The sequence below is a fragment of the Phycobacter sedimenti genome (assembly GCF_038148855.1).
Taxonomy (GTDB): domain Bacteria; phylum Pseudomonadota; class Alphaproteobacteria; order Rhodobacterales; family Rhodobacteraceae; genus Phycobacter; species Phycobacter sedimenti.
Map to the genome: position 1 here is coordinate 238,739 of NZ_JBBVGR010000001.1, position 25,404 is coordinate 264,142.

20 protein-coding genes, 1 other RNA gene and 1 pseudogene are annotated in these 25,404 nt (G+C 59.6%); 10 read left to right on the forward strand and 12 right to left on the reverse strand.

All coding sequences use genetic code 11. The features are described from left to right. Positions 1–32 precede the first annotated feature (32 nt). From AADA15_RS01145 to AADA15_RS01160, 4 genes are all read left to right on the forward strand, one after another. Complete coding sequence (locus AADA15_RS01145; RefSeq protein ID WP_341639706.1) at positions 33–1,343, forward strand: HlyC/CorC family transporter; 1,311 nt, start codon at positions 33–35, stop codon at positions 1,341–1,343. 44 nt (positions 1,344–1,387) lie between these two features. Continuing rightward, positions 1,388–3,010, forward strand: a complete 1,623-nt coding sequence (locus AADA15_RS01150) for an MFS transporter (RefSeq protein WP_341639707.1) — start codon at positions 1,388–1,390, stop codon at positions 3,008–3,010. 425 nt (positions 3,011–3,435) lie between these two features. Further along, entirely contained in the window at positions 3,436–3,621 is a 186-nt protein-coding gene (locus tag AADA15_RS01155; RefSeq protein ID WP_341639708.1) for a glycine cleavage T C-terminal barrel domain-containing protein, read from the forward strand. A 131-nt stretch (positions 3,622–3,752) separates the two neighbouring features. Continuing rightward, a complete protein-coding gene (locus tag AADA15_RS01160) occupies positions 3,753–4,337 on the forward strand; it encodes a nucleotidyltransferase family protein (protein ID WP_341639709.1) in 585 nt (194 codons plus the stop codon). 418 nt (positions 4,338–4,755) lie between these two features. Here AADA15_RS01160 and AADA15_RS01165 read toward each other — a convergent pair whose 3' ends face one another. The 11 genes and pseudogenes from AADA15_RS01165 to AADA15_RS01215 form a co-directional block, all read right to left on the reverse strand. Continuing rightward, a complete protein-coding gene (locus tag AADA15_RS01165; RefSeq protein ID WP_341639710.1) occupies positions 4,756–5,340 on the reverse strand; it encodes a hypothetical protein in 585 nt (194 codons plus the stop codon). A 59-nt stretch (positions 5,341–5,399) separates the two neighbouring features. Continuing rightward, a pseudogene (locus AADA15_RS01170) lies at positions 5,400–5,499 on the reverse strand (IS5/IS1182 family transposase); the annotation flags it as partial. A 270-nt stretch (positions 5,500–5,769) separates the two neighbouring features. Then, positions 5,770–8,856 (reverse strand): Hint domain-containing protein, encoded by a 3,087-nt coding sequence (locus AADA15_RS01175; RefSeq protein ID WP_341639711.1) that lies wholly within the window; start codon positions 8,854–8,856, stop codon positions 5,770–5,772. A gap of 812 nt (positions 8,857–9,668) precedes the next feature. Next, a complete protein-coding gene (locus AADA15_RS01180; RefSeq protein WP_341639712.1) occupies positions 9,669–12,095 on the reverse strand; it encodes a DUF3772 domain-containing protein in 2,427 nt (808 codons plus the stop codon). Between the two features lie 6 nt (positions 12,096–12,101). Further along, entirely contained in the window at positions 12,102–13,136 is a 1,035-nt protein-coding gene (locus AADA15_RS01185; protein WP_341639713.1) for a cysteine synthase A, read from the reverse strand. Between the two features lie 78 nt (positions 13,137–13,214). After that, positions 13,215–14,342: an NUDIX domain-containing protein gene (locus AADA15_RS01190; protein ID WP_341639714.1), complete on the reverse strand. Its 1,128-nt coding sequence runs from the start codon at positions 14,340–14,342 to the stop codon at positions 13,215–13,217. A 27-nt stretch (positions 14,343–14,369) separates the two neighbouring features. After that, positions 14,370–14,810, reverse strand: a complete 441-nt coding sequence (locus AADA15_RS01195; protein WP_341639715.1) for a TrgA family protein — start codon at positions 14,808–14,810, stop codon at positions 14,370–14,372. Positions 14,811–14,935: 125 nt separating this feature from the next. Next, a complete protein-coding gene (locus AADA15_RS01200) occupies positions 14,936–16,381 on the reverse strand; it encodes a cryptochrome/photolyase family protein (protein ID WP_341639716.1) in 1,446 nt (481 codons plus the stop codon). A 30-nt stretch (positions 16,382–16,411) separates the two neighbouring features. Continuing rightward, on the reverse strand, positions 16,412–17,635 hold the full coding sequence (locus tag AADA15_RS01205; protein WP_341639717.1) for an aminotransferase class V-fold PLP-dependent enzyme: 1,224 nt from the start codon (positions 17,633–17,635) through the stop codon (positions 16,412–16,414). Between the two features lie 161 nt (positions 17,636–17,796). Then, a complete protein-coding gene (acuI, locus tag AADA15_RS01210) occupies positions 17,797–18,789 on the reverse strand; it encodes an acryloyl-CoA reductase (RefSeq protein ID WP_341639718.1) in 993 nt (330 codons plus the stop codon). 17 nt (positions 18,790–18,806) lie between these two features. Beyond that, a complete protein-coding gene (locus AADA15_RS01215) occupies positions 18,807–19,910 on the reverse strand; it encodes a dimethylsulfoniopropionate demethylase (RefSeq protein WP_341639719.1) in 1,104 nt (367 codons plus the stop codon). A 175-nt stretch (positions 19,911–20,085) separates the two neighbouring features. On the opposite strand from AADA15_RS01215, the gene AADA15_RS01220 reads away from it, so the two are divergent. From AADA15_RS01220 to AADA15_RS01245, 6 genes are all read left to right on the forward strand, one after another. Beyond that, the gene (locus tag AADA15_RS01220) at positions 20,086–20,841 is read left to right on the forward strand and encodes a FadR/GntR family transcriptional regulator (RefSeq protein WP_341639720.1); all 756 of its coding nucleotides are present in this window, start codon (positions 20,086–20,088) and stop codon (positions 20,839–20,841) included. A 34-nt stretch (positions 20,842–20,875) separates the two neighbouring features. Further along, positions 20,876–21,253: a transfer-messenger RNA gene (gene ssrA / locus AADA15_RS01225) on the forward strand. A 175-nt stretch (positions 21,254–21,428) separates the two neighbouring features. Further along, positions 21,429–21,863, forward strand: coding sequence for an ester cyclase (locus AADA15_RS01230; RefSeq protein WP_341639721.1), 435 nt, complete (start codon positions 21,429–21,431; stop codon positions 21,861–21,863). Positions 21,864–22,045: 182 nt separating this feature from the next. Continuing rightward, positions 22,046–22,495 (forward strand): ester cyclase, encoded by a 450-nt coding sequence (locus AADA15_RS01235; protein WP_341639722.1) that lies wholly within the window; start codon positions 22,046–22,048, stop codon positions 22,493–22,495. 155 nt (positions 22,496–22,650) lie between these two features. Further along, entirely contained in the window at positions 22,651–23,901 is a 1,251-nt protein-coding gene (gene chrA / locus AADA15_RS01240; RefSeq protein ID WP_341640062.1) for a chromate efflux transporter, read from the forward strand. Between the two features lie 120 nt (positions 23,902–24,021). Then, complete coding sequence (locus tag AADA15_RS01245) at positions 24,022–24,495, forward strand: SspB family protein (RefSeq protein WP_341639723.1); 474 nt, start codon at positions 24,022–24,024, stop codon at positions 24,493–24,495. Between the two features lie 165 nt (positions 24,496–24,660). Here the strand turns inward: AADA15_RS01245 and AADA15_RS01250 are convergent, their stop codons facing one another. Further along, positions 24,661–25,218 (reverse strand): hypothetical protein, encoded by a 558-nt coding sequence (locus tag AADA15_RS01250; RefSeq protein ID WP_341639724.1) that lies wholly within the window; start codon positions 25,216–25,218, stop codon positions 24,661–24,663. Positions 25,219–25,404 lie beyond the last annotated feature (186 nt).

A 25,404-nucleotide genomic window follows, 5' to 3' on the forward strand; every position in this document is an offset into this window, starting at 1 on the left:
CCGGGAAAAGCCTTTGAAAAACGGAACCTGACATGGAAACCGAACTAGCAACCCTGGACAGTGCCTTTTGGTTCACGGCCGGATCGATCGTCTTGCTGCTTGTCCTGTCGGGGTTCTTTTCCGGCTCCGAAACCGCCCTTACCGCAGCCTCCCGCGGAAAGCTGCGCAGCCAGGCCGATAAGGGCTCGCGCGGCGCAAAGAGTGCGCTCGTCGTGACCGAGGACAGCGAGCGGCTGATCGGCTCCGTGCTGCTTGGCAACAACCTTGTGAACATTCTCGCGACCTCTCTGGCGACCGCCCTGTTCACCAGGGCCTTTGGCGAAAGCGGCGTCGCGCTGGCCACCCTCGTGATGACCCTTCTGGTGCTGGTCTTTGCCGAGGTTCTGCCCAAGACCTATGCCATTTCCAATCCGGAGAAAGCCGCCTCGGCCGTTGCGCCCGCCATCAGCTTTCTGGTGACCGTGCTGGCCCCCATCGTCGGCGCCGTGCGCCTGTTGGTGCGCACCGTTCTGCGCGTGTTTGGAGTGCGCATCGATCCCGACAGCCACATCATGGCCGTCCGCGAAGAGATCGCAGGCGCCCTGCACCTGGGCCACTCCGAAGGCGTGGTGGAAAAGGAGGACCGGGACCGGATCCTTGGCGCCCTCGACCTCTCGGAGCGGTTCGTCGAAGAGATCATGCTGCACCGATCCCACATCGAGATGATCGATGCTAATGCCGACCCGGAAGCCATTCTGGAGCAATGCCTGACCTCACCCCATACCCGCCTGCCGGTTTTCAAGGATGAACCGGAGAACATCGTCGGCGTGGTCCATGCCAAGGATCTGCTGCGCGACATGTACGCCCAGATCGGCGGGCCGGACGGCGATGCGGCCGCCTTGCGCAATTTCCAGATCATCTCGGTCGCCAAGCCGCCCTATTTCGTGCCGGAAACCACAACGCTGGATGAACAGATGCGCCAGTTCCTGCGCATGCGCAGCCATTTTGCGTTGGTTGTGGATGAATATGGCGCGCTGCAGGGGCTGATCACGCTTGAGGACATTCTCGAAGAAATCGTGGGCGAGATCACCGATGAGTTCGACCCGGCCGAGCAGTCTCCGGCGAAGAAAACCCAGGACGGGCATTTCATGGTCGATGGAGCGACCACGATCCGCGACCTCAACCGTGCAACGGAATGGAACCTGCCCGATGACGAGGCGAACACCATTGCGGGCCTCGTGATCCACGAAGCGCAGATGATCCCTACCGTCGGCCAGGTCTTCTCCTTCCACGGGTTTCGATTTGAAGTCACTGCGCGCGAAGGCAACCGCGTCACCCGCCTCAAGATCCGCCCGCTGGCATGAGATCAGGGTCGTAGGGCAAGCACGGACAGGGAAGAGATACGCAAATGACACGCGCCTGGCGATGGATCGACAGCATCTTCGTGGATCTTTCGCGCCAGCTGCGCTGGTCGTTTCTTCCCCCGTTGCTGATCTATTTCGCCTATGGGGCGCAGGGCATAACCTCAGTTGCGGGCGCCTTTTACGTCAAGGAATACCTCGACCTGCCGGCCGCCTTCCTGGCAGGCCTCAGCTTTTGGGTGGGAATTCCCTGGGCGCTGAAAATGCCGATCGGGCATCTTGTCGATCTGATCTGGCGCTGGAAATACCTGCTGATCCTGCTCGGCGCTGCACTGATGGCGATGAGCTATGCCATTATCGTGGCGCTGCTGACGATGCCCGAGACCATGCAGGCGATGATGACGGTGAACGCCTGGTACGTGACCTCGATCATCCTGGCCCCCTGCGGTTTCGTCCTGCAGGATGTGGTCGCCGATGCGATGTCGGTCGAGGCCGTGCCGCACCGTGATGCCGAAGGCAACGAGCTGCCCGCTGAGGAAACCCGCGCGCTGCATACCACGATGCAGACCTTTGGCCGGATCGCCCTGATTGCAGGCTCCAGCGCGGCGGCGGCGCTCAACGTGGTGCTGTTCGAAGGGGCAGAGGCCCTGCCCCAAGCCGAAAAGGGCACGCTTTATGCACATGTCTACGAGCTGGCGCTTCTGGTCCCCATGCTGTCCCTTTCGGGGGTGGCGCTGGCTCTGGTGCAGCGTCTCCGCAAGACCGCACATCTGCGAGGCAACGGGCTGTCGGTGAGTGAAATCCTGGCGCGACTGGATCCGCCGCGCGATCCGGTTGATGTCAACTGGTGGTACTTCATCGGCGGCGGCGCCTTTGTCGCCCTCTCGCTCAGCGTTGGCCTCAGCGATCTGGCCTATGGGCAAGAAATCATCTTTGCAGGCTCAATGGCTATTGTCCTGTTGCTGATGCGCCAACTGATTGCGGTGCTGACCCCGGCGCAGGCCCGCGCCCTCATCGGAACCGCAATCATCATCTTTATCTACCGCGCCAAACCGCTCAGCGGGCCAGGCACCACCTGGTTCGAGATCGATGTCCTGGGCTTTGATCCGCAGTTCCTGTCGGTGCTCTCCCTGATCGCATCGCTCTTGACCCTCCTTGGCATGATCGTTCTGCGCCCGATGATGGCGAACAACTCGATCACCTGGATCGTGATTTTCCTGACCATAAGCGAGACGATCCTCAGCCTGCCGAACCTCGCCCTGTACTACGGTGTGCATGAATGGACCTCGGCCATGACGAATGGTGTCGTGGATGCCCGCTTCATCGCTCTGGTGGATACGGCCGTGGAATCGCCGCTTGGGCAAGTGTCCATGATCCCGATGCTGGCCTGGATCGCACGCAACGCGCCATCGGGGCTGAAGGCGACTTTCTTTGCGGTGATGGCCTCTTTCACGAACCTTGCGCTTTCCGCCTCAAGCCTTGGTACGAAATACCTGAATCAAGCCTTCATCGTCACCCGCGAGGTGAAGGACGACACCGGCGCAATCATCACCGCAGCCGACTACACGCAACTGGGCCCCCTTTTGATCACGGTTACGGTGCTGACGCTGCTGGCGCCCTTGCTGGCCATCGTGATCGTGCAAAACAGCAGATTCCGTACCGAAGACTGAACCCCGTGCTCCTCCGGTCAGCAAAGAGCGAGATGGGCCGTCGCGTAATTCAGTGGAGCACTGTTCACCTCGGTCCAGAAGGAAGAATCCCGACACGCCAAGGGGCTTGGTGATGAAAACCTCAACCCGCGCAGCGGTCATCGGCAGGCGGAAGGCCGCACGACATGAATCCCTTCGCCATGCGGGCGATGATGTCGCTGACGCTTGACGGGTTCTTTGGCGCCTGGCTGCGGGCATTCCCCCCGCTTCCAACGCAGCGGAAACCGGCCTTGATCGCTTCATCTTCTTCAAGAAGGACGTCGTTGTCATGCGGTGCGCACCGGCTGACGCCGGGCGCAAATCAGGCCCTGCCCGCTGACTTTGCGCTTTTTGGAGGTCGATGCCGATGCTGAAACCTATGAGCGAACCGGCTTGATGGCGCAGCTGTGGGGACTTGCACCTCGGGCGGCTATTCGCATCACGCGCGGACATCCGTCGCCCCGGGGGTCATGCCTGCCGACAAGGTCACCGAGGGCCTTGAGGTGGAAATCGAGCTCCTCGGACAGATGCACAAGGCCTGCCTGATCATGACACCACTCTATGATGCGGACAGAGCACGGATGCGCAGATGACACGTGCCATCAGGTGCCTCGGTCCACTGGCGGGGGCGCTGGCTGCGGCGAAAAACCTCTGGCCTTGACCGTGGCATTCGCCGAAGATCCCCCTCAGATGGCACAGACCTGCCATCACACGGGGGAACTTCATGTCCAATATCGCGATCCTGCTCCTGGCAGCCGGGGCTTCGTCCCGTATGGCCGGGCGAGACAAACTCACCGAAGAGGTCGATGGCCAGCCGCTGCTGTCATTGATGTGCCGCCGTGCGGCTCTGACCGGATTGCCCGTTTATGTCACCGTGCCAAGTGACGCACATCCCCGCACCGGCCTGACCGGTACGGCAACCACGGTGCCCGTTCCCGACGCGGATGAGGGGATGGCGGCCTCCATCCGGCGCGGAATTGCGGCTCTCCCCTCGGACTGTGACGGGGTGATGATTATCCCTGCGGATATGCCAGAGATCGAAACTCAGGATCTATTGCATGTCGCCGCGCATTTTCACGGGGGAAACGGCCCGATCCTGCGCGCCACAGCAGAAGATGGCCAGGTTGGCCACCCGGTGCTGTTTCCAAGGCGCTGCTTTGGGCAGCTTTTCGAGATTTCAGGGGACCAAGGCGCCCGCGTGCTATTGAAACAGGACAAGGTGCAATACATCGCCCTGCCCGCCCGCCACGCGATCACCGATCTCGACACCCCCGAAGCCTGGGCCGCCTGGCGCGCAGCAAATGGCTGAGCCTGCCCGGTTGAGAACGGAATGACGGCGAGTCGTATTGCTTCCCATGGCAGAACCACACAATTCCTTTAAATCAAGGAACTGGCAGAGTTCAGCCAAAACGCGACATTTGTGCCAAGTGTCGAAAGCCCTGTACTGGTGTGCAGATTTTGATCACTTCCCGAAAGCGGCCATCGGTTAGGATCGACCAAGCTTTCCAGCTATTGCGGAAGTTGCGGACGAAGCACACTATACTCTTCTTTTTCTAAAAATAAGGGATTTTCATTTGCAACATGACAAATGGCAAAAGAACATATTCAAAAAATAATCCGAAATAATACCATCAGCCCCGGGTTTTCACCCCCAAAACCTTGACGCCAATCATGATCAACTCAAGCATGGTCAGCAGCAGAAAAAACATATATTTCCCAATATTCAGTCACATGCCCACTCTACACATTTCAAGCTCAGCTCGCAAAGCTTGCAAAATTTGTTCTCGCGCCTGTCCTTCAAATAACACATACTCACTGAGCGAAGACGATAGCGAGAGTTCAATCAATCCATCACAGCGGATAGATCTTGTTCCAGATTGAACACCATTCTCAGTCAATATCCGCTCGGCAGTCGCGTATCGCCTCTGAGGAGTTCCTTCAAGATCACCATGCTCGTGATTCAACGTTCGGTCCATCAGGCTATTGAAAGCCCGTTCAAATCCACTTCGAGTACGCTGATTAAAGTAGAACTCCAAAAACTGACGTTCTCCCCGCCCCCTTAGCAAAATCACCTTAACCTCTCTCAGATCAACTTTTGTTTCAGTTAGCTGGTATTGATCGTCTGCGGTGCAAACTCGGGGGTTCGGGATCTGAATATCGATAATGCAATCTTCAAATCGAACCCTTGATTCACCGGACAATTTAAATGCAGCATACAGCTCTCGTTCGAATTCATCCATGGCAAGAGACTGACCAGGAATAGACAGCAAAAGAACAGATGCGAAGAACCAAGCGTGTGCCAGTTTTGTCATTTTATAATGCGTCTCACTACTGCATGGATACCGGGTTCTGCATTAAGCAAAAGAACCCGAAAGATTATCTCGCTCAAAACGCGCCAGTCATCGACACGCGGCTTGCCGTGGGACTTCGGAAAAACAGGGTTCCAGATGCGCTACCTGCGTATCGCTCATCCAGAAAAGATCCGACTTGTTCCTCACTCACTTTTGGGATAGTGGATCACGCCGCAAAGCGAAAAACAATGGGGCCTTAGGCGGACTTTGCAAACCCCGCTTCTGTCGCGCATCGGCCACCCGGGAGCTCATAGCGGAGCGACACGTTTCACCGCCATCCCTGCAACAAAAATGAGCAGGGCCATCACAGCCCTGCCCCCCATGTGCCGATGCTCTTTCACCGCGCGGCCCGCTCCTGTCGGTCCTCCCCAGGCGACAAGGTGAACCGGGTCAGTGCACCAACAGCTGGGCTTCGTGTTTCTTGAGCGAGCGGCGCGCCGAGGTATAGGCTTCACGCCCTTCGGCCGATTTTAGCTCGGGGAAGAGTTCAAACACCTCGTTCCGCTGCCCCTGATCGAGGCCGCGCAGGGTCAGATCGCCAGGCTGGAAGCTTTCGGTCCAGGCCCCGTCCGACAGCACCACCTCGTGCTGATCGAACATGAAGTGGATGTAGGTGACAGCCGTGGTTTCGACCGCGTCGATGCCCTCAAGTCCGGTCAGATGCTTGGCTGCAACCAGAACCTCACGATCTTCGAAGTAGAGTGCCGTCTTGTCATTGGCGACCAGAACCCGGTGGTTGGGGCTGACCATCATGTCGCGTTCCGGCAGACCGTTGCCCAAGGCCCCTTTGCGGATAAGGACCGGTTGCAAATGCGCGGCATGTGCCAGGTCTTGAGCTGTCAGGCTGCGCGTTCCGATCCAGCGGATTTCCTGAATACCGTTGTCACGGGTGATCACGCGGTCGCCCACCGTCAGCTCTTCGACCTTCCGCTCTCCGTTTGGAGTGGCAATCAGGGTGCCCGGCGTGAAACAGGGGATGATCCGCTCGATCTCGCGGTAGGTCATCGTTCCGATGACCGAGTCCGAACCGTCCAGCAGATCGATGCTTCCCGAATAGCTGTTTCCATCTGCATCCAGAGTGCGGGACGTGATCACGAAGTTCTGCCCGGTCAGGTCCAGAGTATCGTAGTCGTCACCACCCGAGCCGCCATCAACTGTATCTCCGTCAGTGCCGCCAATAAAGGTATCCCGATCCGCACCGCCGCTGAGCGAGTCCGTGCCATGCCCCCCGGTGATCATATCGTTTCCGGCGCCGCCGGCTACGGTGTCGTCGTCGATGCCCGCGTCGATCGTATCGTCGCCCTCACCGCCCGAAATCAGGTCGTCATCGTCCTGACCGAAGATCAGATCGTTGCCTGCGCCCCCTTCGATCGTGTCCATACCGTTGGTGGGGTCAGGATCAACCGGGCGGCCGTCGGCGCCATCGTCCATGATGTTGAGGCCATCCGGGAAAGCCGGGTCGAGGCCCCCATAGAGCGTGTCGTCGCCCGCACCGCCCAAAAGCACGTCGGAACCTTCGCCACCGGTGATCACATCATTATCAGCACCACCATCGACCGTGTCATCGTCGATACCGGCATTGATCACATCATCACCAGCTCCCCCCGAAACAAGATCCGCGTCATCTCCGGTGAAGATGGTGTCATTTCCCGCGCCACCTGCAACGGTGTCCATGTCATCTGTCGGATCCGCATCGGCCGGGATCGGCGGGATGGGCGGCGTCGTACCCGTATATCCCGGAAAGCCACGATCCGGCAGCGGAGTAGGCTCATTGCCGGAGGTGTCGATGAAATCATCGCCCTCGCCGCCGTCGACGCTGTCGGAGCCATCGCCGCCGATCAGGCTGTCATCGCCGCCGTTGCCGAAGATCGCGTCATCGCCGTCGCCGCCGTCGATTGTGTCATTGCCAGGCACGATCGGCGCAGTCGGGTCGGTGGCGTCGAAATAGACATCCGTGACATCGATTTCGCTGTTGTTTACCCCGTCCTGGCTGTGTTCGATCACGATCCGCGAAACCGGGCCCGGAATGGTCACCAGCAATGAGTGGTCAGGATTGTCGTCGCTGACATAGGTTCCTGATACGGAAACACCGGCGATGTCGTCTCCTGGCACGCCATCGGTATCGGACAGCGTCAGCGCCGGGCCACCGGCCAGATTGACCACGACCGGGTTTCCGGCCGCATCGAATGCCGTGATCTGAACCGTGCTGTCGCCGTCAATGTCGTTGACGCGGAAGGACACGTTGCCAACTGCGTCGGAGAACTCAAGCTGATAGCCGGCGCTGTTCCCATCGCCGTTCATGTCTGATGCAAGACCGCTGTTGGCATCTGCCGTATTTCCGCCGGTATCGATGTTTCCGGTGAACTGGGTCACATCGCCAAATTCCGTATCCACAGCGGACGATTGAGACAGCACCGAGAAATCGACAGTCACCGAGCCGGTATCCTGGCTGAAACCGCCGCTCAGATCATCTCCGTCGTCCACGGCGCTTGCATCATCAGGGTCCGGCGCAAGATCCCACTGGAACACCTCGCGGCTGCTGCTGCCCGCTCCGGGCGCATCGGTATCGCCTTCGATGACGTCATTGCCTGCACCGCCGCTCAGGCTGTCGGCCCCTGCCCCACCATGGATGGTGTCGTCAGAAGCACCAGCAAGAACCGTGTCATCGCCTGCTCCGGCACTGACCAGATCAGCATCGGGATCGACAGATGGGTTGATTGCATCGCCGGCGTCGATCCGGTCGCCCTCGGGATCACCGGTGTAGCCAAGATCAATCAGATCATCCGTTGCACCACCCTCGACAATTCCATCCAGGCCGCCCGAGATGACATCCTCATCCAGCACTGCAACATAGTCGATCATCCCGTCAAACGACTGCGAACCATCTCCGGCTGCTCCGATGGAGAAGCTATCATCCCCAGAGCCAACAACATCCAGGGTCAACCCCGAGACATCATCTCCTGCGGTGGCCACGGTTCCCTGGGTGGTATTTTCCACCACCATTGTCTGGCCGCCGTCGGTCCAGCTGTATTTGACGTTCAGGATGTCCCCATAGGTGAAAAAGCCAGGATCTGTTGACAAAAGAACCGAGGCGCCGCCGTCCGCATGCAGGACTTCCACCGCGCCCTCAGGGGTGATACGGATCTCAAAATTCTCGCCATCCGCATCCCCTGCCGTGTCCAGACCGCGGCTGACGACGGTCTGATTGTCCGAGACAGGCACGGCGCTGGGGCGGAATGTGGTGATGATGGTGCCTTCGGTCAGATCAAATGGTCCATCCTGGCTCCCGTCCACCGTGAATTGAGTATCGCTGCCATTCCCCATCATCCAGCCACCCGCATAAGAGGTGGACGCAGACCCTGCCCCGTCTTGAGCTATGCCGTCGCCAAGCCCGGTATCATCCTGCGTGTAGCCGTCTCGAAAGTCCCAAAGTCCAACCAGATTGGCCGAATAAGGATTGTCAAAATTGTTAGCCATCACAGCCTCCTTGGCGGCACACTATCGTACCCAGAACCTTGTTTGACGCCGGATAGTAAAAAGTGCCGACGCGACAACGCAGGTACGGCCAACGCCGCAATGCGGCCCTTTGCGAAACGGGGGATGGATCGGATGCGAACCGCTTTCAACGTGGCGCGTCACACTTTCCACAGGCGCAAAACGGGCTCCTTCCGTCGACGAGAGAAGTCAACAGTGCCGCAGCAGACGAATTAACCTGAGCGCATGCAACTGAAACAGAAGACCGGCACCAACGATCGACACACTCACCGAACAGCCCCCCCAAACGGGCAATCTCAAGCTACTCCACGGCCCCACACCGACAAAGAAAAAAATTTAATGAAGTTTTAAAAACCAACGCGCTGGAAGGATAACGGCCAATCCCCCCCTGCCGGCGACGGGATCAGTTTCACCGGACATATCAGTGTTGCGTTTCAAGGACTTGAAGCACCGCGCCCGCTTGGAAACTCACCGAAGGATTGGCCTGCCCCATGTCACGTGAGCCGGAATTTAGCGGCAACTGTTTCCAATCAGCTTTCAATAAGGCGTGCTACTTGGACAAAACAACCAAAAAAAGGCAAAGTGGGCGACATTCCCGACCTTGCGAAGACCGACACAATCAACCCACACAAACCAAACTGTCGACGAAAGCGAAACACCGTCCCCTTAGCAGGCAGGAGCGAATCACATCATAATAGCCCGCCGCTGGTGTATGTATGGTGTCTGTGGCAGGGCGGGCAACGCTGTCCTCCTTGCAGTGAGGCTGCACAGTTCAGAAAAGGCCTGTGTGGAGATCAGTCGTCCCCATCGGCTTCATCCGGGTCAAGATCTTCCAGATCGGGTTTCACGGGGCCTTTGGATGGATCGGCTGGCCTGGATCCAGCTGGCAACGGGCCGAAAGGGGTTTGCAATTTATCGAGGTTGCGGATCCAGATATCGCGCTGGGCAAACGGGATTTCGATCCCCGCGTCATGGAAGCGCCGGGCAATCTCGTAGTTCATGTCCGATTTGACCGACAGCACCCAATTCACATCGCGAAGGATAGCGCGGATTTCAAACTCAAGGCTATCGGCGCCAAAACCCTGGAAGATCACGCTTGGCCCTGGGTTCATGAGAACCATCGGATGCGCTTCGGCGATTTCCAGCAGGATGGATTCAACCAGCCGCAAATCGGTGCCATAGGCAACACCAACCGGCACGATCACACGACCGACCGTATTGTTGCGGGTGTAGTTGGTGACGGTGCCACTGATCAGGTCCGAATTCGGAACGATAACATCCGTGCGGTCAAAGGTCTCGATCCTGGTCGAACGCACGGAAATGTCACGCACATAGCCCATCAAACCGCCGACCTCGATCCAGTCCCCTTTCGAAATCGGGCGCTCAATCAACAAAATGATGCCCGAGACGAAGTTCGAAACGATGGTTTGAAGACCAAACCCGATGCCGACCGAAAGAGCCCCCGCGACAATCGCCAGCGACGACAGATCGAGCCCCGCAAGCGAAATCGCAATCACCGCCGACAGGAAGATACCCACATACCCCAGGCCGGAAACGATGGCGTTCTGCCCACCGGGATCGATCCGGGTTTTCGGAAGCAGCGTATTGCGCAGGCTGCTTTGCACGATCCGCGTGGTTACGTAGCCCACACCAAAGACCAAGGCAAAGCTCAGAAAGGCCGCCGGAGAAATCCGCGTATCGCCAATCTGAAAGCCCGCCAGGAAACTGGACCACAGCTCGGTCAGATCAGCCACCCGTGCGCCCCAGATCAAGGCCAGCAAAGGCACCGCCAGAAGGACCAGGAAAAACCCGATCATCGCCGCAAAAAGGGAATCCCTAGCGGCCTGCCCCCGGCCGCTGACCAAACCGTAGATGTCGCCAATGAACCGCTGCAGGACCAGCGTCGCCCCCAGGAGTGCAATGGTCGAAATAGCAGGGAAAATCAGCGCCTCTGCCGCATTTGTGTATCCGACTGCCGAAAGCAACGGTGCCAGAACCGCCAGAGCAAAGGTTCCGCGACGGATCAGGGCAAAGACGCGGCTCAGACCGCTGATCGCAGCATCGTCGCCCTCTGCAGTCCCATCCACGGGTGGCACCAGCGCAAGCTTCTGTACTCGCATCAGGACAAGGGCCGAAGCCACGACAATGGGGAATCCAAGCACCGCATGAGACTCGACCGAGATCCGCTCGATCTGTTCCAATCGGATCAGGACGTCCTGCAGTACCAGGATCAGGGCCAACAGGTCCACCAGCAGGCGGGCCTGCCGACGCCGGTTGTCCGGCACTCCCACCAGGGCCTCTACTCCGCTGGCCGGAAAAAGCTGTTCTCCCAGCCAGTGGAAACTCAGGATGAGCAAGGCCCAATAGGGTACATAATTGCCAAGCAGAGTCCCCCGCAGCCCGAGCAGACCTGACAGATCTATGGCAGATGTCAGCAGCAGCACACCCGCGAAGGGCAATGCAACCTGCAGCAGAGATACGACAAAGGTCCAAACACCGCTGCCCCTGGCTCCAAACCGGCGCAGATACTCGCCCGTCGCATGCGCCCAGGGACGCCCACGAAAAAGCAACAGCCCCGACAGCGCCAGCAAGACCACGATGGCGGGCAGATTATCGTCAATCCGCTCCCGCGTTGTATCATTACGAAGCTGAGCAGCGCTTTCATGCCAGATGGCGCCCCCTGCCTCGGTGAGATCCGCCAGGGCACCGGGCCAGTGCTGCGGGTTGAGCGGCGACGGGCCGCGCTCCAGAAGCCGCTTTGTCCGACGCTCGCGCACGATCTTGTCGATCTCGGAAATCAGACCTGCAGCACGGCTGTAGGCTTCTTCCGCCACCACCTGCGGAACCCGCAGGGCGCTCAGCTGATCTTGCAGGCTGGCGCGCAACTGGGCGATATCCTCTGCTTCGCTCTTGCCCTCTTCTGGCGCAGGACCGAGCGCCTGCAGCTGGCCTTCCAGTGTACGAATCCGGTCTGCGTTTTCCGTGCCCGCGTTCAGGAACGTCTGACGATAGCGCACCAGCTCGCTGCGCAGCTGCTCCAGCGCCGCGCTTGAGGCGCGACTTGCATCGATGACCTGCTCTGCACGAGAGGCCGTTTTCTGCCATTCCGCCACATAGGCGCGACCCTCGTCCGTCATCTGAGCCAATGCCGACGCGGAGAGGCCCACAAGCAGTATCAGACCCAGAACCCAAACCCGAAGCAATGAAACTGCGTTTGCCATCGTGCGTCAGACGTCTTCGAACACGCCCGGAATCGACGCCGGTGCATGGGTCATCCAGTCTGGGACCGGCAGGCTTTTCTCCCGCAGGAAATCGGGGTTGAACAGCTTCGATTGATAGCGGGTGCCGTAATCACACAAGACAGTCACGATGGTCTTGCCCGGTCCCATCTCCTTGGCCATGCGCACAGCGCCGGCGATATTGATGGCAGAAGAGCCCCCAAGAACCAGCCCTTCGTTGTGCAGAAGGTCAAAGACATAAGGCAGCGCTTCCTCGTCCGGCACCTGGTAGTTGAAGTCCGGGGTAAAGCCTTCGAGGTTCTTGGTGATGCGCACCTGGCCGATCCCTTCAGCGATAGAAGAGCCCTCCATCGCGATCTCACCCGTCGTGTAATAGCTGTAAAGCCCCGCGCCCATCGGATCCGCCAGACCGATCTTGACGCCCTTGGGCTGCAGCGCCTCTGCCACGCCAGCGAGCGTACCGCCCGATCCAACGGCGCAGATGAACCCATCAACCTTGCCGTCGGTCTGTTGCCAGATCTCGGGGCCGGTGGTTTCCACATGCGCCTGGCGGTTTGCCACATTGTCGAACTGATTGGCCCAGATGGCGCCATTGGGCTCGGTCTTGGCCAGTTCCTTGGCCAGCCGTTCCGAGTAGCGCACAAAGTTGTTGGGGTTACGATAGGGTGCGGCGGGCACCTGCACCAGTTGGGCACCCGCAAGGCGCAGCATGTCCTTTTTCTCTTCGGACTGGGTTTCCGGGATCACGATCACGGTCTTGAACCCCATCGAGGCCCCAACCAGCGCGAGGCCGATACCCGTATTACCTGCCGTGCCTTCGACGATGGTGCCGCCCGGTTTCAGATCGCCACGCGCGATGGCATCGCGGATGATGTAGAGCGCCGCGCGATCTTTCACGGACTGGCCGGGGTTCATGAACTCCGCCTTTCCGAGGATTTCACAGCCGGTTTCCTCGCTGACGCGGTTCAGCCGGATCAGAGGCGTATGACCGATCGCATCGGCCAGGTCACGTGCAATGCGCATGGTATCCCTTTCAGTCGTTCCCCAAAGACTTAGCCAAGCCCATGCCCGACCACAAGGCATGAGGCCCCGGCAAACCGCCTATTCGCACCCCTGTGAGCGGAGCCTCTCCCGGTGTCTGGCCAGCCACAAAGCCGCTGTCACGAGAGGCATATCCTGATAGGTACGGCTGTCCACCCCATCCATCAATTCCCGGAACGAAATGACTTTACTGCGAATGTCTTCGTGTTCGCTGTCCAATCCGCCGCCGCCCTGGACGTCTGACAGATCTGCGATGCCCACTAAGAGATGCAGGAATTCACCGGATGCACCACTGGAGGGGTAGACCTCTGCCACAGGCTCCAGCCGCTGCACGTTCAGCCCCGCTTCTTCTTTCGCTTCGCGCAGGGCCGCCTGTTCCGGCGTTTCACCCGGATCGATCAAACCGGCAACCGGTTCCCACATCCAGGGGCGCTGTTCCCCGGCGATGTAGGTGGCGGCACGAAACTGTTCGACCAGAAGCACCTCATCCCGCAAAGGATCATAGGGCAGCACAACCGAGGCGCGCCCCACCAAGGCGACACAACGATTGATCACCGGGCTGAGCGTGCCGTCATAGCGGCGGAACTGCAGGTCCATCTCTTCCATGGCAAAGAAGTTGACAAAAGCCCGCTTGTGCCGGTGCACGTGCACATCCTGCGACAGATCGTGGTCGGGGTCCTCGGACCGTGCCCGCGCGGCCAACCAGGCCGACGCGCGGCGGAACATCGCAGGATAGATTCTGGCGATCTCCTGAGGCGTCATGCGCCCTTGATAGGCCATCATCTCCTCGGCGGCCCGAAGGGAAACCGCGGCCCAGTCCCGCTCCCAGGTCGCAAGATTCCAGGGACCGTCTGTCGGCAATGCTCCGGCCTCCGGGAAATAGACCTCGGCCGTTATGATCTCGCCGCTGTCGAGCCGGACCGGAACGGATTTCAGCGCATAGCCAAAACCACCTTCATAGAAATCAAGCGCCGCAAGATCAGCCTCAGACAGGCCCCGCAGCACGATCCCATCCGCCCGACTGCCTGCCGCGCTCTCAATCACAGGGTAAGCCTGCCCTGCCACCCAAGAGACCTTGTGATCGAAAAGTGTCGCCGGTTTCGCTGCAAGGTGCTCCAGGTCCCTGCCCAGAACCAGCGCCAAAAGCGGCTCATGGCGCAACGTTCCGTAGAAAAAGAAATCGGTCATGCGTTCACAGTCCTTTTCGGTGCGGCCTTATCGCCAGCGCCTGTGCGCGTTTTCCGTGGCAAGCCCCGCCAGAACACCGCCAATCACCAAGGCGAGCAGGACGTGAGGCACCGCCATCACGAAGAAATAATCGAGACCAATGGTGAAGATCGCGGTCAGCGCCTCGAAGGGTCCATCATAGCGGTGGCGCATCGCCAGACGGAACATCTCCCACACGCCCTGTGCAAACAGGCCCCAGAACACCATCACCGCCATGCCCGTGATTCCGTTGTTGATGGCCGGTACCAGCCCTCCGCCTGCGCGCCGCCCCATCAACACCCATCCCGTTACGACCCCAATCGCAATGTTGACATGGGTGAAATAGCCGAAGTCAGTGCCTTCCGGCATTAGCGGCATGATCAGCGTGGAAGCAACAAAGGCAAGCAGCGCCATCGACAGGGCTGCGATCAGTCTGGCTCCGTTGGGCATGGGTTGGTGTCCACTCCTGCGTTATGGCCCGGTCACGCGGCAGAACCTGGCCTCTGTCCGCCCGCACTGTCCTGTTTTCTTGCGCGTGGCACAAGAGGTCACACCTTAGGTTTTCAGATCAAAACTCACCCTGCCGGTTCAGATTTTCGATTGGCGCTGTAGGCTTCCAGAGCGCGTTCACGGCCGACCTTGAGGTCAATCAGCCGTTTTGCACGGGACTGATCCGGCGCCAGGGCCCAACTGCGGGGCGTCGCGTCGAAAAACGACAAGGCTGTTTCGGGCGGATTGCGCTGTCCCTCTGCAATCCAGCGCCGGATGTAGCGGCGATCCGCGTCGAACTTGTCCAGTTGTCCGTCGGGGTTGAAGATACGGAAGAACGGAGCCGCATCCGGGCCGGACCCGGCGACCCACTGCCAGCCCATCGCATTCGAGGCCGGATCCCAATCCACCAGACAGTCGGCAAACCAGTCCATGCCGATCTTCCAATGCACCATCAGATGCTTGGTGAGGAAACTCGCCACAAGCATGCGCGCGCGATTGTGCATCTTGCCGGTCACATACATTTCCCGCATGGCCGCATCGACGAAGTCATACCCGGTCTGCCCGCGCATCCAGGCTTCGGCCTCAGGGGTGATTTCGGTGCGCCAGGAAAAACTGTCCCATTCAGCCCGCCAGTTCCGGGTCAATATCTCGGGGCTGTGGTACATCAGGTGATAGGCGAACTCGCGCCAGACCACCTCTTTCAGGAAATGCTCGGCGCCATTGCGGCTTTGCTCCATCGCGCGCTGACCAAGATGCCACATGCGATGCGGGCTGATCTCACCCCAGGCCAGGTTTTCTGACAGGCCCGAGGTGGCATCAAGCGCCGGAAAGTCCCGCAGGGCCTTGTAGCGCGCCACCGAAGTCTCGAGGAAGTCGTCAAGCCGATCGAGGGCAGCGGCCTCGCCCACGCGGCAATGCGCCTTCACGACATCTGCGCCGCGCCGCATGGCCGCCCCAATCTGCCATGTCTCAAGGATTTCGCTGTCTGGCCATGCATCTGCCGCCAGAAGCTTCCCGGGTTCCGGCAATAGCGCGGAAGGCTCCCGATCCCGAACCGCTTTCCAGAAAGGGGTGTAAACGCGAAACATGCCCCCGGCCTTGGTCTCCACCGTCCAGGGTTCAAACAGGAGCCGCCCACCAAATGATTTCGCCTCGATGCCGGTTGTTTTCAGGCTCTCTTTGACGACCGTATCGCGTGCAATGGCATCCGGATCGTAAAGGCGAGACCAGAAGACGGCCCCGGCTCCTGTCTCCCTGATCACGTCCGACAAGACCTGCTGCGCGTCCCCCCGGCGCAGGATCAGGCGGCTACCGCGTGCAGACAGGGTATCCCCAAACTGCGCAAGGCCGAGACCCAGCCGGAACCTTGGCGCCGCGCCAAGCCCTTCGTCCTGCTTGTCAAGGATATAGAGCGGAATGATCGGTGCGCCGCGCTCGACTGCGGCCGTCAGGGCTGCGTTGTCGGCAAGGCGGAGATCGCGCCGGATCCACCAGATGACCGGCGCGCCTGCCGGGGCTTGGCTGCTCATGTGAGATGTGACCTCGTGCTGCGGATGTCCTTACAGCACGCGATCTAGGGCCTCGATCAGCCGTGTCACCTCATTTTCGCTGGTGTAATGCGTGAAACTCATTCGCAAAACGCCCTGGTCCGGGTCGACCCCCATCGCCTCGAGCGCACGCATGGCGTAGAAATCACCGCCTCCCGCCATGATGCCATGTCCGGCCAGATCTCTGGCGATCTCAACGCCGGGCCTGTTGACCGCCACGGCCACGGTCGGCGCACGTTTCTCGGCCTCAGCCGGACCGAGAAGACGCAGATCGTTGCGGTCCTTCAGGGCATCCAGCAGTGGCTGCAAAAGCTTCACCTCATGAGCCCGCATCAGGTCATGTACAAATCCGGCGCGGGCGGCAGCGCCCTCTGACGGGCCAGCATGATGATCACACAGGGCCTCGATGTAATCGGCCATGCCGGCGCAGGCCGCGACCTGGGCGTGATCCGGCCCGGCGGGTGTGAACCGCTTGTAGAGAACATCACCGTTGAAATAGTGCCCCTGGTTCGGCAGCAGCTCTCCAAGGGCGCGGCGGATCACCATGATGCCCTGATGCGGCCCGTAGGTCTTGTAGGCCGAGAACAGATAGATATCAGGGCCAAGGTCATCCACATTCGGCAGCCCGTGCGGCGCATACGAAACCCCATCCACACAGACAAAGGCACCCGCCGCGTGGCACAGTGCGGTGATCTCTGTCACGGGGTTGATCTCCCCCACAACGTTCGAACAATGCGGAAAGCAGACAAGCCGCACGCGCTCATCCAGCAAGTCCTCCAGATCACGCGGGTCAAGATGCCCGGTAGTGGGGTCGATCTTCCATTCCAGGATCTCGATCCCTGCGTCGGCCAAGCGGCGCCATGGCCCGGTGTTGGCTTCATGGTCCTGATTGGTCACGATGATCGCTTCACCCGGCGACAGAAACTGGCGAAAGGCCTGTGCCAGGACATAGGTGTTCTGCGTGGTCGAGGGACCAAAGCTCACCTCGTCGGTCTGCACGCCCAGGATCCCCGCCAGCCGCTGGCGCGCCTCCTCCATCTCCGCGCCCGCCAGGCTCGAGGCCTCATAGGGCGCATAGGGCTGAACTTTACGCTGGGTGTAAAACCGCATCAGCCGGTCGATGACCGGCTTGCAGGTATAGGAGCCTCCGGCATTCTCGAAAAAGGCCTGACCTTGCAGGGATGCTTCTGAAAAGGCCGGGAACTGTTCCCTTACGAAATCAATATCAAGCGCCATTCTGTGCCCCCGTTGTATGCGACCGGGAAATGGATGCAGATCTTGTGGGCAAAGGTCAAGCGCAGCCGACCGGTGACGACCTTGAGGTAAAAACGCCCAAAAAAAATTGGCACCGCGCGGCCCAAGCCGCGCGGTGCGTCAATTCAGGGCATCCTTTGCGATCACGCGTTTACATCGACAACCACGCGCCCTTTGACCTGACCCTTCAGGATATCGGACCCGAGCTTGGGCAGATCCTGAAGCGTCGCGGGCTGGATCATCGCCTCAAGCTTGTCCATGGGCAGATCCGTTGCGATCCGCTGCCATGCGCGCAGGCGGTTGTCGTAGGGCTGCATGACTGAATCGATCCCCAAGAGGTTCACCCCGCGCAAAAGGAAAGGCACCACAGTCGCCGGAAGCGCCGCACCACCTGCAAGGCCCACCGCCGCAACCGACGCCCCGTATTTCATCTGCCCCAGGACACGCGCCAGCATTGCACCGCCAACGGCATCGACGCAGCCCGCCCAGGTTTCGCTTTCCAGCGGCCGCTTGACCGTTTCGTTGATCTCTTCGCGCGCAACGATCTGGGTGGCGCCAAGACCGCGCAGATAGTCCTCGGTTTCGGGGCGACCCGTGACAGCGGCCACCTCGTAACCCAGATGCGCCAGGATCGCGGTCGCGACCGAACCGACACCGCCCGCCGCGCCGGTGACCAGAACGGGACCGTGGTCCTTGCTCATCCCTTGATCTTCCAACGCCATCACGGCCAGCATCGCGGTAAAGCCTGCGGTTCCGACCGCCATCGCCTGACGGGTATCGAGGCCTTCGGGCAGCGGCACCAGCCAGTCGGCCCTCACCCGTGCCTTTTGGGCATAGCCGCCCCAATGGGCCTCACCCACACGCCAGCCGGTGAGAACGACCTTGTCGCCGGGCTTGTAGCGGTCATCGCCAGAGGTCTCGATCGTGCCGGCGAAATCGATCCCCGGCACATGCGGATACTTGCGCACCAGCCCGCCCCCCGGACCAATGCACAGGCCGTCCTTGTAATTCACGGTGGAGTATTCGACGGCAACTGTCACCTCTGCCTCCGGCAGATCATCGAGGCCGATCTGTTCCACTGCTGCCGATGTCTTGCCGGTTTCCTCGTCCTTGTTCACGACCAAAGCATTAAACATGCCAGTATCCTTTCGTTTTAAATCCAGAACTTTTCCCGCACGGTCGCGCTGCGCATGCCCTCTGGCGTTTCCACCTCAAGCCTGCTGCCCGCGTCCCAATGGGTCATTCGCACCATGCCGATCGACACATTGGTCTGAAAATCCGGAGACCAGGCGGCGGATGAAATCCGCCCCACACGGCGCCCGCCGGAGAAGACCGGCCAGAAACGATCACAGGGCGGCACCGCATCGCCGTCGATGGCGATGGGCCGGATCTGCTGCACCGGGCCCTCCTTGGCCACCCGCAAAAGCGCATCGCGCCCGATACAGCCAATGGCCGTATGGGTGTTGCAGAAGCGACCGAGCCCGCATTCGTGGGGCGTGTTGTCGTCAGTCATGTCATTGCCATAACTCAGCAGACCGCCCTCGATCCGCTCGATCAGGTTCGGACAGCCTGCACGAACCTCCAAATCCTCGCCCGCCTCGAACAGCTTGCGCCAAAGCGGCATGCCGAATTCGCTGCCCTCGACGTAGATCTCGAACCCGCCCTGCTTGGAATAGCCAGAGCGGGCGATCACCAGATCATGGCCCTGAAACTGATAGACGCCAAAGCGAAAGAAACGGATATTGCGGATGCTTTCACCAAAGACCCGCACCATCAGCTCTTCGGCCTTAGGCCCCTGCACCGCAAGGGGAGAGACATCGGGCTCATCCACCAGAACATCCAGCCGCCAGCCGTTGGCGATCCCCTTGACCCAGTACAGAAGGTCACTGTCCGCAATCGAAATCCACCAACGGTCCTCGGCCAGTTTGACCGCGACCGGATCGTTCAGCATCCCGCCCGTCTCGTCCACGATGGGCACATAAAAACACTGTCCGGGTGTCATCCCGCGCAGATCGCGCGGGGTCAGCATCTGCATCAGGCGTCCCGCATCGGGTCCCCGCAGTTCGACCTGGCGCTCGCAGGCCACGTCCCAGATCTGCACGTGACGCTTGAGGTGATGATAATCCGCCTCCACGCTTTCGAACACGGTGGGGAGCAGCATGTGATTGTAGACGGTGTAGCCTTTGACACCGGCAGCTTCCACACCTTCGGAAAACGGGGTGCGCCGCAGGCGGCGGGATGGTGAGATCAGGGCCATTGCAAATCCTCCCAGGCAATGGTGAACCTCTGCGCCAAACCGGGCTGCAGAGCGCGACTCAGAACTTGAACTTTAAATGTCAGACTTTTAAATGTCTGACAAATGATTTCTTTGCACCTCACCTTGGGCAAATCAGATCCAACGACCGGTGCCCGGACCTACACAGAGAAACACCATGCAAATCGACCCAAGCCGCCCCGAGGACCTGTCCGCCCAGATTGCCCAGGCGATAAAGGACGCGATTGTGGATGGCACGCTGATCGTGGATGAAAGATTGCCATCCGAAGCTGAACTGGCAGATCACTTCCGGGTGTCCCGGCCAACGGTTCGGGAGGCGTTGAAACGGCTTGCGGCGCAGTCCTTGATCCGCACCCAGCGCGGAGCCACCGGGGGTGCGTTTGTCAATCGGCTGAGCTTTGAGGATGCCTACGTGCAGCAGATCACCACTTCGACCCTGCTGCTGTCGATGAATGCCGTGAGTTTCGATACGGCCTGCGAAGCGCGCTATGCCCTGGAACGGGCCTGCGCCCCCCTGTGCGCGCAGCGCCGCACTGCGGATCACCTTGCGACAATGCGTACCGAGATCTTTCGCCAGTCGCAGCCAGGGCTGACGGATGAAGCCTTCTGCACCTCCGATGTTGCCTTCCACCGGGCATTGGTCGATGGCGCGGGCAACCCGGTTCTGTCCTACCAGCTGGCAGGGGCCGTCGAGGGCATGCAACCTCTGATGAACATGATCACCTTCACAGCCCGCGACCGCGCACGGATCATCGCCCTGCACGAGCGTATCGCAGATGCCATCGAAGCAGCAGACCCAGAGGCCGCCAGCACCGGACTGAGCGAGCTGGAAATCGAGACCCGCAGGCTCGCGAAGGATGTTTTCGCCGCTCGGGCCGAGGGGCTGCGCTCCTCATCTTCGACTGGTTGCTGAAACCATGAATTTTCGGGGTATTATCCCTATTTCCCCTCTTTAAATCCGGGAACACAAACCCTATGTTTACCATGTTCCTCATGGAACTATGGACATAAACGCGCTCGTAATAAGCGGATCGGACCCGGGGGCGGTACCCGGCGGCTCCACCAAATAAACTTCTGGCGGCTTCCTTCGTTTGGGGACGCCTTTCAGAACTGGGGGGCCGAAATAGGATCGACGAACGTCTAAAGGGGTTAGCTTTGTCTCGGCGGTCTGCCACCGTTACCGGCGAAAACAGTACAATTGCAAACGACAATCGTGCTCCGGTTGCTCTGGCTGCGTAAGCAGTTCGAGTCGAACCGACTTTAAGTCCTTATGCCTAGCAGCGTAAGGCGGGGTTCGCAGGTACCTGGCAACAGAAACCTGCACTTTCATCCCGCACTCAATTGTCTTTGCTCAGTATAACCGTTTCGGGATCGGTACAGGCGGTTGTTTCAGGTGTCGAAAGTTTCATCGCCTCAGGCATGTCTCTCCTGATCGGGCGTTTGCTGTTGAGGCTTTGTTCAGAGTTTGCCGCCATCTTTCTGCATATATGGAGTCAATGAATGACCAACATCGAACGCTTGCGCGCCTGGTACACAGAAGTTTGGGAAAAGGGGAACCTCGACTCGATCGGGGATTTCTTCGCAGATGACACGATTGCCTCTGGAATCGTTCCGGAAATTCAGGTCGGCACAGCTGAGCTGAGTGAGCTTGTCATGGCGTTCCAGGCCCATGTCGGGAAGTTCCGAATTGATCTGCCCAAAGTCATCGAACACGGGGATTGGGTCGCCGCACTTGTGATCGTGCGCACCACGCGCGGCGACACAGGCGCACCGATTGAAGTGACCGGCCAGATCATGACCCGCTTTGACGGCGGCAAAATCGTCGAGGCCTACAACCATTTTGACTATGTGTCGCTGCTTGAACAGATGGAACTCTTGCCCGCCGACACCATTCCGATCTGCCTGACCGGACAGCGTCTGACTTGGGCAAGATAAGAATGACACCTCTGCCGCCGCGCGCCGCCCCCAAAACGCCTACCCAAGACAATCCGGCTCGAAGCGCCATCTCTTCTGCCTCAGCACCTAAAGGACCCCAACTTGCCCGCTCTTCTTCTTGCCCCTCATCGACAATGTAGCCGGGCTCAAGTCCCCTCCCAAGTTTCCCGAGGGTTCTGACGATGCAGACTACGAGACTCCGCAACCTGGACGTTGTCAAACAGTGGTTCAACACTCTTTGGGAACAGGCGGACATCGCAGCAATCAAGAACCTGTCGTGCACAGGCATCACTATCGAAGGTCAGATCACCGCAATAAGCGGCTCGCCCGAGGACTACGGCGATATGGTCATGGCACTCAACAGACTGCTCGTTAACATCTCCTTCGCGTATGAAAGCCCGGTCGAGGCAGGAGATCTGGTGGCGGCCAAACTTCTGGTCAGCGCGCAATCGGCCACGACCCTGCAAGATGTCCACTTTTCCGGCCATTTCATAGCGCGGGTCGAAGAGGGAAAAGTCGCAGAAGTGTCGGCTTCGATGGATTACATGAAAATGTTCGAACAGCTTGGCCAGATCCCGGAGGATGCCCTGGCGATCTGCCTGACCGGAGAACGTCTGAGATGGAGCGGTTGATCCTCCCGCAGAAAAACGCATGCCGAGTGAGCGCCATTTTTGCTGTCAGCACATACCGACCTGGTCTATAGGCTGATCACCGAGCTCAGGCATCTGCATCGGAGAGACCCGTGTCCATTGACCATCCCGCGGCGCGGCCCACGACGCGCGATCTGATGATCGTCTTCTTGCGTATCGGGCTGATGAGCTTTGGCGGGCCGGCAGCCCAGATCGCGCTCATGCACCGCGAACTGGTCGATAAGAGATCCTGGCTGACAGAAGAGGCGTTCCTGCGCGGATTGTCGTTTTGCATGTTGCTCCCCGGCCCCGAGGCGATGCAGCTTTGCACCTACACCGGCTGGCGCCTGCGCGGGATGGGCGGGGGGCTTCTGGCCGGGTTGCTATTCGTTCTGCCTGGCGCACTGGTGATAGGCCTGCTGGCATGGGGTTATCTTGCCTACGGCAACCTACCAGCCGTGCAGGGCGCGTTTGTCGGTATCAAGGCAGCGGTGATCGTTATCGTGCTTCAGGCGCTATGGCGCCTCAGGACCAAGGCCTTGCACAGCCGGATAGATTGGCTCTTGTCCGCCTTCGGTTTTGCCGCACTGTTCTTTCTCGGGCTGCCCTTCCCGGTCGTCATTCTCCTGGCCGGCCTGATCGGCCTCACTCTTCGCCCTACCCCGTCCTTGGATGGCAGCGCATCGGCCCCAATCAGCAGTCTGCAGGACAGCATAAAGACGGCGGCAGTCTGGGGCCTGCTGTGGATTGCTCCTCTGCTCGCTCTTGATTTGCTTGGCCATCAGTTTCTGGCCACACTCGGGTGGTTTTTCGCCAAACTCGCCATAGTGACCTTCGGCGGCGCCTATGCAGTTCTGGCCTACATGAGCCAGGCAATCGTTCAAGACCACGCCTGGATTTCCACCGGGCAGATGATCGACGCCCTGGGGCTCGCCGAAACCACGCCAGGCCCCCTGATCCTGGTCACACAATTCGTGGCGATGCTGGCAGGTCATGCACAGGGCGGCCTCCCTTTGTTCCTGGCGGCTGGTGCGGTTGCGCTTTGGGCCACCTTCGTGCCCTGCTTCCTTTGGATCTTCACGGCTGCACCTTACGTCGAACGCCTGTCGCAGCATCCCCGGCTCGGGAACGCGCTCAAGGGGGTCACCTCGGCCGTGACCGGCGTGATTCTCAACCTGAGCCTCTGGTTTCTTGCCCATGTACTGTTCGCGTCAGTTGCACAGACGCACATCGGTCCTTTCACCCTGGCTCTGCCGCAGTGGCAAAGCTTGGATCTGACCGCCGCCGCCCTGACAGCCCTTGCGGTCGTTACCGCCACCCTTTTTCAGGGGCGCCTGGCCCCTCTCCTGGGTCTTATGGCCGCTGCCGGTCTGCTTCTTTCTGTCTTGCCAATCAGTGCGCTCGGCTGAATTCCGGATCAAGTCCAAAGGCCGGAGCAGATGGCGACGATTTTTTCCAAATCGACTGCACGGCCTATTTTGTTTCCGGGAAAATCGCTTATGCTGGTGGCAAAGGATAAGAGGTACAGCGTGTCACGGGAAATCGACTACGGAAACCTGATGCATACCGCCATGCGTGGGCTCATCCGCACCGTGTTGCAGGATGTCGCGGACCATGGGCTGCCTGGGAGCCACCATTTCTTCATCACCTTCGATACCCGCCATCCCGAGGCCCAACTCGCGGACTGGCTGCGTGAGCGTTACCCTGAGGAAATGACCGTCGTCATGCAGCACTGGTTCGACAACCTGCACATCGACCCGGACGGCTTTGCAATCACGCTCAATTTCGGCGACACACCCGAGCCTCTTTATATCCCATTCGATGCGATAAAGACCTTCGTGGACCCGTCGGTGGAGTTCGGACTGAGGTTCGAAACGGCCGAAGACGACGAGGATGAACCCACCGAAGCGGTGGAGAAAGATCATGACCGCGATGAGGTCCGGGGCGAACCTGCCAAAAAGACGGACGCTGACGTGGTGTCACTGGACAGCTTCAGAAAATAGGCACCGCTACCGATCAGCCTCTGCGCACCGGCGCGCAGGCTCTGGTTTCGATTGACGCGCTTAAGCCACACGGCACCAGACGCGCCTTTGACCAGTTTGTGATTGTCGCACTGCCCGTCAGCGCAGGGCAGCGTGAGACAAGGTAGGCTCTGGCAGCGTCACGGTCTATTTGGTTCGCTCAAGAAAGGTCGAAAGCGTACGGGTGGGCACCCCGTTGCGATGCACGATATAGCGCAGCTCAAGCCCCCCGTCCGCAAGCGTCCGGTCATATTGCTGCATTTCGTAGTCCCCGTTCGGGGCGATGAACATGGAAAACACGGTCAACGTCTGTCCAGTGATGCGTCCCCAGACATAAGGGTGGCCCTTCATCGGATCCATCTGCACCGCATGACCAAAGACGTTGCGCTGCATTGCAGCCGCAAAAATACCGGCGCGATCCGTTTCCACGAAACTGACGTCGTAGGTCTTGACCTTGCGACTGCCGTCTTCGCGGATCGACGCCGTGCTCCACTCGACGGAAAAACCCTTCCTGATCTCGCTGATGGCGACGCTCATGTCGCGCAGCTCGACCGTACCGTCGGCATGTGCAAGTTCGACAGACCCCGAGTATGATCCGACAAACGGAGCAACCTCGGCAAAGGCAGCCCGCGAAAAACACAGCAGCACAAAAAAGAGGGCAAGGCCGCTGAACAGCATGGCCTGAATCTCGTGCAGCCTGGTCATGGCAACGGCGCCCGCCCGGCGATGGCTCGATGGTCTTTGCAACGAAAGAGAAGGTCTCAGCACTCTCATATCCTTTTACCTGGGGCCACATTGCGCGTCTGACGAGAACTTTAGTCGATTTGAATGCGCAGGCAATGCATCCGGCCCAATTGTCTCTATACCCGCCCACGTGTTTCCTTATGATGC